This is a genomic window from Zarconia navalis LEGE 11467 (assembly GCF_015207075.1).
Taxonomy (GTDB): Bacteria; Cyanobacteriota; Cyanobacteriia; order Cyanobacteriales; family Geitlerinemataceae; genus Zarconia; species Zarconia navalis.
Genome location: NZ_JADEXN010000252.1, coordinates 1 through 7,378 on the forward strand (window position 1 = coordinate 1; position 7,378 = coordinate 7,378).

General features: G+C 43.9%; 4 protein-coding genes and 1 pseudogene. 1 reads left to right on the top strand and 4 read right to left on the bottom strand.

The genetic code is table 11. The annotated features are described in order from the left end of the window. The 4 genes and pseudogenes from IQ235_RS13745 to IQ235_RS13760 all read right to left on the bottom strand — a co-directional run. Window positions 1–385 (bottom strand): annotated as a pseudogene (locus IQ235_RS13745) (hypothetical protein); the annotation flags it as partial. 365 nt (window positions 386–750) lie between these two features. Continuing rightward, complete coding sequence (locus IQ235_RS13750) at window positions 751–1,227, bottom strand: late competence development ComFB family protein (protein WP_264322022.1); 477 nt, start codon at window positions 1,225–1,227, stop codon at window positions 751–753. Between the two features lie 876 nt (window positions 1,228–2,103). Continuing rightward, the gene (locus tag IQ235_RS13755; protein ID WP_264322023.1) at window positions 2,104–3,450 is read right to left on the bottom strand and encodes an oligosaccharide flippase family protein; all 1,347 of its coding nucleotides are present in this window, start codon (window positions 3,448–3,450) and stop codon (window positions 2,104–2,106) included. A 656-nt stretch (window positions 3,451–4,106) separates the two neighbouring features. After that, window positions 4,107–5,864 carry a hypothetical protein gene (locus tag IQ235_RS13760; RefSeq protein ID WP_264322024.1) on the bottom strand — a complete coding sequence of 586 codons (1,758 nt, stop codon included), beginning with the start codon at window positions 5,862–5,864 and terminating at the stop codon, window positions 4,107–4,109. Window positions 5,865–6,278: 414 nt separating this feature from the next. Here IQ235_RS13760 and IQ235_RS13765 point away from each other — a divergent pair. Beyond that, the coding region (locus IQ235_RS13765) for a cache domain-containing protein (protein ID WP_264322025.1) at window positions 6,279–7,378 on the top strand (1,100 nt) is incomplete at its 3' end.

Here is a 7,378-nt window from a genome sequence, read left to right on the forward strand (position 1 = left end):
CTCTAGGGTAGGTCTCGGGGAAAAATAATGGCAGCAGATCGTGAATGGTAATTACTTGAGGACAGGTGGGAAATAACATGCCCTCGGGAACGGGTGAATAAACCAAAGAAATATCGTCTCGCGCGAGCTTGTGGGGAAACGCGGTCTGATGCCAAAGAAGGCGAGAAAAATTGCCTCGAAAATTATTTTGATAGATCGTGCGGCTGGCAATTTTACAAAGTCGATGGGGAAAACGAGAAGAAACACCATCGGCTGCGGTATAGATGGTAAAGTCCTCCGATTGGCGATCGACAGCACGTAAAATTTCGCCGATATATCGATTCAGTCCATCGAATGCGAACTCGTTAAAGTGACTGGCATCGATGGCAATTTTCGGGCTTTTCATCAGAAGATCTCGAACGACAGATTCGCGAGAGGTTGTGTCGATTCTCTGCTATCGAGAAGAAGCTTAACCCGAAAACCCGGCGAGAAATAAAGGAATGAAAATGACCGCTGCGACGACGGCAAAAAAGGTGAGGGGATCGATATCGATCGTACTGTCAGAACCTTGTTTTTTATTGCGATTCATATTAACCTCAAATTGTGAATAAAATACTTATCTTTTAGGAGAAAAAGCGGATTTAAAATCAGATAAAAAGAACTTGCTTTATTGAAAAAATAATTCGATCGCAGCCCGACTATTGTCATCCTGATTTTATCCCTCAACGAATCGAATAGATCGCCTGAATTGAAAGCGATCGATTTTCCGTCTTAGAGGTGGGTTTTGTGTGTGCGTCGGTCAGAATGAGAACTTGCACCGTCAGACGGATTACTTTGCACAGCTCTTGCGACAAGCGGCACGACAGATTGCCAAGTCAGATCCCGACGCTCTAGTATAGCGCGAAGTTCGAGCAAAGCGCGATCGGCTGCCGGATCTGGGAACTGTGCGTCTTCCGTCAAGGGAGTAGAGACTCGGAGGGGATCGCATTGTACGGCATTCAATCCTTGCGCGACAGCCGTTCTCACTTGCTCGTATAGCTTGTACCGACCTCGCTGTTTTTGATAGCGCGCACCTTCTTGACTCGAAGCGTAGAGGGGAGGTAGGCGATTGAGTGCGTAGGTGGAGACTTGAAGTCGATCGATATACTTTGCTAATTTCGGAGAAAGTATTTTTAGCCGTCGATCGACTTCTTCGATGACTAATTCTTCCATCACGTTAATGAAAATTTTACTTGAGTGATATGACATTTTTTTGGCGAATAAAGAGTCTCAAAGTATTAGGGTAATTCACGTCAACAAAATAGATAAATTACAATTCAAAAATATGAACCGTAGTTACCTGTAAAAATTAATTTTAGTTTTTTGTGAACTAAAATTGCGAGAGAAGTTACGAACATAAATGAACTACAAATTCACAAGAAAAAAGCGTAGAAGAAATGAATCTATAAATTCAAGTTTTGCCCGCTTTTTCAAGAATTAAATCTGAGTTGCACCCAATATACTTTTCGATCCCCTATTCCTTTTATAGTCTTTAAACTTTGAATAAAAGGGGATTTCGATCGAAGTCTGATGACCGACAGCTCTACTCTTCTATCAATTTGGAGTAAACATCTAAGTAACTCACACCTCACTGCTTAGACTTCTAACATCTTTTAGATGTTAGAGCTAAAATTTGCCAGAACGGGCGATCGCAAACTATTGATGCGAGGGTAAACCGATAACATCCTTTTCCCACCCTATAAGTATTTCTCCCGCAAACAAGCGATTTGCACCCAACTGAAAGATTTCCAATATTATAGCGGTTCTCCGTTAGATTTTAAGCAGCGCTAAAGAAGATAGGAGTCAGCAAGTAGATAAGCGGTGGGGCGTTGAAATTTATAAATTAGGAGGGTTTTGGAGCAATGGGAAAAAAGAGGACGGAATTTTAGACCCGTGGATCGAACGCAAATTTTTATGTATTCGAGCTTACCTAGGGATGAAGAACTCACCTGACGGTCGAGTTTGAAGTCAGCGATAGACCGATGGTCATTGAGAAGAATGGCGATCGATCCTAGAAATATGCAAACGAAGGAGATTGCTTTACGGGCAATCTCGTGGAGTCGCCATAGCGAAACTGGCGAGGCTTTACGGGAAAAAGTAGCTGAATGTCGGAATTCCCCATCCTAGAAAATACCGACCCATAACCATAAAACCGATCGAGGCAATTAATAGTAATGTCGCTTGAAAATCTTGCTTGATTCCCGATAAACCTTCTCGCTCTAGACCGTAATTCAAGACAAGATAGGGAGGCAGATCGTTGAGAGTGACCACTAACACCACTCCAAAAAGTCCACCCCAGTAAAATCCGAGTGGTAAGCCAACGGCCATGAACAGGAAGCGAAACAGGTTCCCGAAGGCTGCATAATTGGATTTCCCAATCGCCATGAGTGCGGGACTGTTGGTTCTCAACAAGACTGCCGGCCAAACGCCTAGTGCCAGTAGTGGTAACATCCAAGAGGCTTGAGCGTATCTGTCATCGTATAAACGGAGAACAATAAAGTCTCCAAAACTGGCAAGAATTGTCAAAATAGCGATCAGACCGACAAGTAGAATCCAACGTTTGGCTAGAATTTTATTTCTCAAGACCGGACGTGGCAAATCGGCACGTCGAGAAATAATTGGGAAAAGAACTTTATTACTCAAAGTTCCGATCACCATGCGGGGAATATCTGCAAATGTAAATGCAACGGTATAAATTCCTAACATCTCAAAAGATGTTAGCTTGGGAAACATAAAGCTATCAAATTGAGAAGATAAAAAACTTAATGCTGTTGAGAAAAATATCCATCGTCCAAAAGAAAAGAGTTCTCGAGCCGCTGCTGGGTCCCACTGAAAACGATTTTTGATTTCTGGGCTCAGTCGATGGCTCCAGACGAGCTTGACAACCGATGATAGAAAACTACCAAACACTAATGCCCAAATTGTCGGACTGAAGAGTGCCCAGACAATCATGGCAATGAGGGAAATAACTTGAGCACCAAGCTGAAAGATTGTGAATTTCCCAATATCGATTCTACGACTGAGCGTTGCTAATGCTGTTGAGTTGAATCCGGTTAGAAGAGTATTAAAGGTGACAATTGGAATTAACCAAAGCAGTTGCTCATTTTCGTAAGCTTTGGCAATCGGCCAAGCCAACAGCAAGCTCAATAACCAAAGCCCAATACCGCGAATAACTTGGATCGTCCAAGCTGTATTGAAAAATTTAGGCTCTTCACCTCTTGGATTTTGGATAATGCTCGGAGCGATGCCAATATCTGAAAAAAGATTCAGACCCATAATTAAAGCCATAATGAGCCTCATCAATCCAAATAGATCGGGAGCCAATAATCGAGTTAAGATTAAATTATTGGCTAACCGTAAAGACTGACTGGCTCCATATCCTAAAAAAGTCCAAATAGTTCCTTTAATCGCAACACCTTTAAGAGATGGCATAATACCTACAACTGGCTAAATAACTTCCAAAAAATACAAACATTAGCTCGAATATATAGTTAACGATCGACTCAAATATCTACTCGGTTTGTTGTTCGATTTTTGTCTGGCGTGCAGCTTCACATTCAATTCACATTAAGAACCACTTTGACTCGCCCCGAATTTTTCGAGCGAGGCAGTATATCGCTCGACGAGTTCTCTATTGTTTTAACATTTTACGGTTATAGACAACCAAAATCCGCTCGAGCTACAGAAACTTTAGCATTCCTTTTAGATTATCGTTTGGACTTCAGGTTTTACCCGTGCTGTCTCATTCTCGCGGAGACTGGTACTTTTCCTAGAAAATGTACCCTTATCCCACAATCGATCGGGTGAGGTTGAATACTACAAAAATTCAGCGACCTCTGGAGATCCTCTTATAGTCCCCCTATTTGGGGAGGAAGAAGTGCGCAAGTTATGCTATTTGCGAGTTAGGCACTTTTTCAGCTTTCTCCTTAAAGAGGAGATTAAGGAAATTGAGATCGATTTAAGCTCAATACTTTAAGCTCAATACTTACTGAAAACTCACTTGAGTACTCAATATTACGATCGACCTAAATTTGCGAATTTCCCCTTTGATTATCTCTTTAATGGCAATCTCGCTGTGTTTGCTGTGTTTAAGGCGGTACGCTCTCCACAGCCAGTCTACTCAAATTTAAGACACACTCCGTTGGTACAACAGTAAAACTATCGAGCTGAAATTTAGAACATCGTTCGAGTACGCTTTTAAAAGCGGGAGAGCGACCTTCTTCGAGCAGTTTTATAGCCTGTTGGGTTGCCTTGGAGTACTGTTTCATCCAGTCATTTTTTTCGATATAATCTAGCGTTAAGGTTTCGTTTTCTAACAACCAAAAATCGATCTCGTATGTTTTGATGAAGTTTTGAAGTTCCAATAAACTTTCAGTGTATTGAGCTTGAATCAATTCGCTTGTTCCAGATTGAAACGATCGATAGTACCCTAAATGATAGGGAATAGCGTATTCTTGACCGGATATAATCGATCGATGGGCAAAGGTCGGGAGGTTATTGGCTTCTGAAGAAATCGAGGCGATCGAAATCTCTTTAGGCTGCCGTGCAAAAAATTGATAGAGTTCTGGGGTCGAACCAAACTGATAGTTTGTTTTGGGAAAATTGCTTAAAGAGGTGGGGTAAAGCATTAAATAGCCCAATAAAATTGCAACAGCTCCCAGAGATAAAGCTTCCGATCTTAACCAAAATGAAGAATGTTGAAAACCTGTTGCCCAGCGAAATATTGAATCGAGCAAAATAATCAGCGCGATCGCGGCCGAGAGAGACATAATAACACGCAAGCTATGCTGAGTATATCGACTGGGTAAGTGTAGCTTGAATAATAAAGCATGAGCGACAAAAAAAAGACCTAAGCTCGATAGAGTCAAATGACCTAATATTTTGAGATGCGATCGCACTGCAACCACTAAGGGAAATCGATCGGGAAAATGCAATAACACCGGTAAAATCATTCCCGCAACCAGCAGCGGCGGATCGAAGGGGATTTGAATGCCACTTCGTCCTCCATTTAACCAATATCGACCAAAGTCTTCGTAGAAAAATCGCACTCTTCCACCCGGCAGAAACTCTGGCATCAGTCGAGCTTCAGCGGCCGTAATCGTGGGGGCGAAGTCTGATGTTTTTAGAGCGTAAGGTAAAAGAACGAGAAATGCCACGATCGAACCTAGAATGCAAAACCAATACTCTCGGCGATCGCGACTGATTTTGAGTCTCCCTTTTTCTAAGCTGAGGGGCGTTAAAATGAGGACTCCCACGCTCACGAGAACATATTGAGGGTAGAATAATCCGATGGCAGCAAGGGCGATGAAACACCATGGCGACCGTCGAATTAAATAATATAAAAAGGCTAGAAATAAAGGGTTGAGAAACGCTCTTGGAGTCGCCGCAGATAAAACATCGAGCATCCATAGATTTTGAGTGAAAAGTACGGATGCCAAAAATCCGGCAGCGGGAACGGGAAAAATTTCAAGACATAGGAGAAAACAGCAACTTGTTGATATCAGTCCCAAAATGGGAGGAATCAGTTTGCTCGTCAATAAAGGGTCGATTCCCAGTTTTGCAAATAAACGATAGAATTCGGTATATCCTCTCGGCGCCACCGATTGAAAATAGTCGGCGATCGAATCGTTTGGAAAAAGTTCGGGGTCGATAAATCGCTGCATCCAAAAAACATGCTGTCTGGTATCGTCCGATACCACAAACTCAGTGCTGAAGGCTTGTTGCCAGACCTCTAGACCGTAGGTTCCGGCGACGATCGCGCTAGCCGCAAACCAAAACCAGTAGATGTGCCGGTTGCGATGGGTTGTAGGTGCGACCAGCCAGGTTTGCACGGAGTTACGGAACACGATTGTTGCCAGAAGTGGATGAAATCAGCGCTGTCGCCGTCCACTCTATCACGAAGACTCGATCGAAAGACACTCGTCTTGATGGAGATCGAATAGGCTCAACTCTCGCTCGCTCTGGATCGAGTCGGTCGGAAATTTCTATTTCTTAAAGTTTTTTCATAATTAAAATACTAAAATCTTGTAAAAATCTGTATCTAATTTTGCTATTTAAAAACTTTTTAAATTTGAAGATTTTTTAAAATTAGATTGTTGTCATATTAATTTTTTTATTATCCTGAATTTGGTGGAGATCGTTGCTATTAAGTAAAAAAGCCACCCCTTAAATTGGGAATAGTGGAGTCCTAACCCCTCATGAACGACGATTGTCTTAAATCAGATGTTATTGGGAGAAACTCGCCCGACCCACATCGAATCTTGGCACTACAGTGGTTCTACAATCTACCGATTCGGCGCAAGCAACTCTTGGGCTTATTAACCTCTGAAGTTCTATCGATCGTGGGTTTGATGGGTGTTGGGGCGTGCCTGCTGGTTTTGGGAGGACACCGGATGCTCCTGCACCAAGCTCAATCCGAGCTAGCAGTGACCCAAATTAACTACAACATCAAAATTAATCAAATGGGATTTGGCTTCCGAGGTCAATCGGATAATGCCGCCATCATCGCAGCCGCCCAAACCCATACCGACGATCGTCCTTTAGAGCCGGAACTACGCGATCGGGTCAAGCAAATTCTCCAAAATGAAGTCACAGCCCGAAATATTGAATATGCAACTCTGGTGGGCAAAGACTTGCGGATTATCGCCAATGCCAATACCGATCGTACCGGTCAAATCTTCGACCCCAACAATCTCGTCAGCAAGGCGATCGAACATCCCCAACAAATTAAAACCAGCGAGGTGGTTTCTCAGGTCGAACTTGCGATCGAAGAGCCACCGCTACCCCCAGATTTTTCCGGTGGGGATGCCTTAATTCGCTATACTGTGACCCCCGTACGCAATTCCCAAACCCAAGCCGTTCTCGGCGCGTTAGTCTCTGGGGATATCGTCAATGGGAAGCGCCCGATCGTGCGACGGACGATCGGCGCTTTAGGAGGCGGCTACAGTGCCATTTACTTGCGCCAACCTACGGGAGAGTTCGTCCTCGCCACATCGGAAACCGAGCCGCAAGTTGCCGATCTCGGAACCGTTTTGCAAGGCAACAAGCGAGAACTCCTAACGCAGGCCGTTACTGCATCCGGTCAGACGGTTACGGGACGGCTCAAAGCAGGACATCGTACCTATACCGTTGCCGCCCGAAGTTTGAGTAATTTTGTGGGGGAACCCGTTGCCGTCCTCGTACGGGGAACTCCAGAAACGGCTTTGAACGCTCTGCTCGGACAGAGCTTTCGAGTGCAAATTATCTTAGCATTGCTTGCCCTGGGGGTGGATGTGCTGATTGCAGTTTTGTTGGCGATGGCGATCGCCAAACCCATCAAACACCTCCGACAGACCGCTCGATCGTTTGCCGATGGCGATTT

Coding starts and splice junctions, on each gene's coding strand:
- IQ235_RS13755 (WP_264322023.1), bottom strand. CDS start 3,450: ATGCCATCTCTTAAAGGTGTTGCGATTAAAGGAACTATTTGGACTTTT.
- IQ235_RS13750 (WP_264322022.1), bottom strand. CDS start 1,227: ATGTCATATCACTCAAGTAAAATTTTCATTAACGTGATGGAAGAATTA.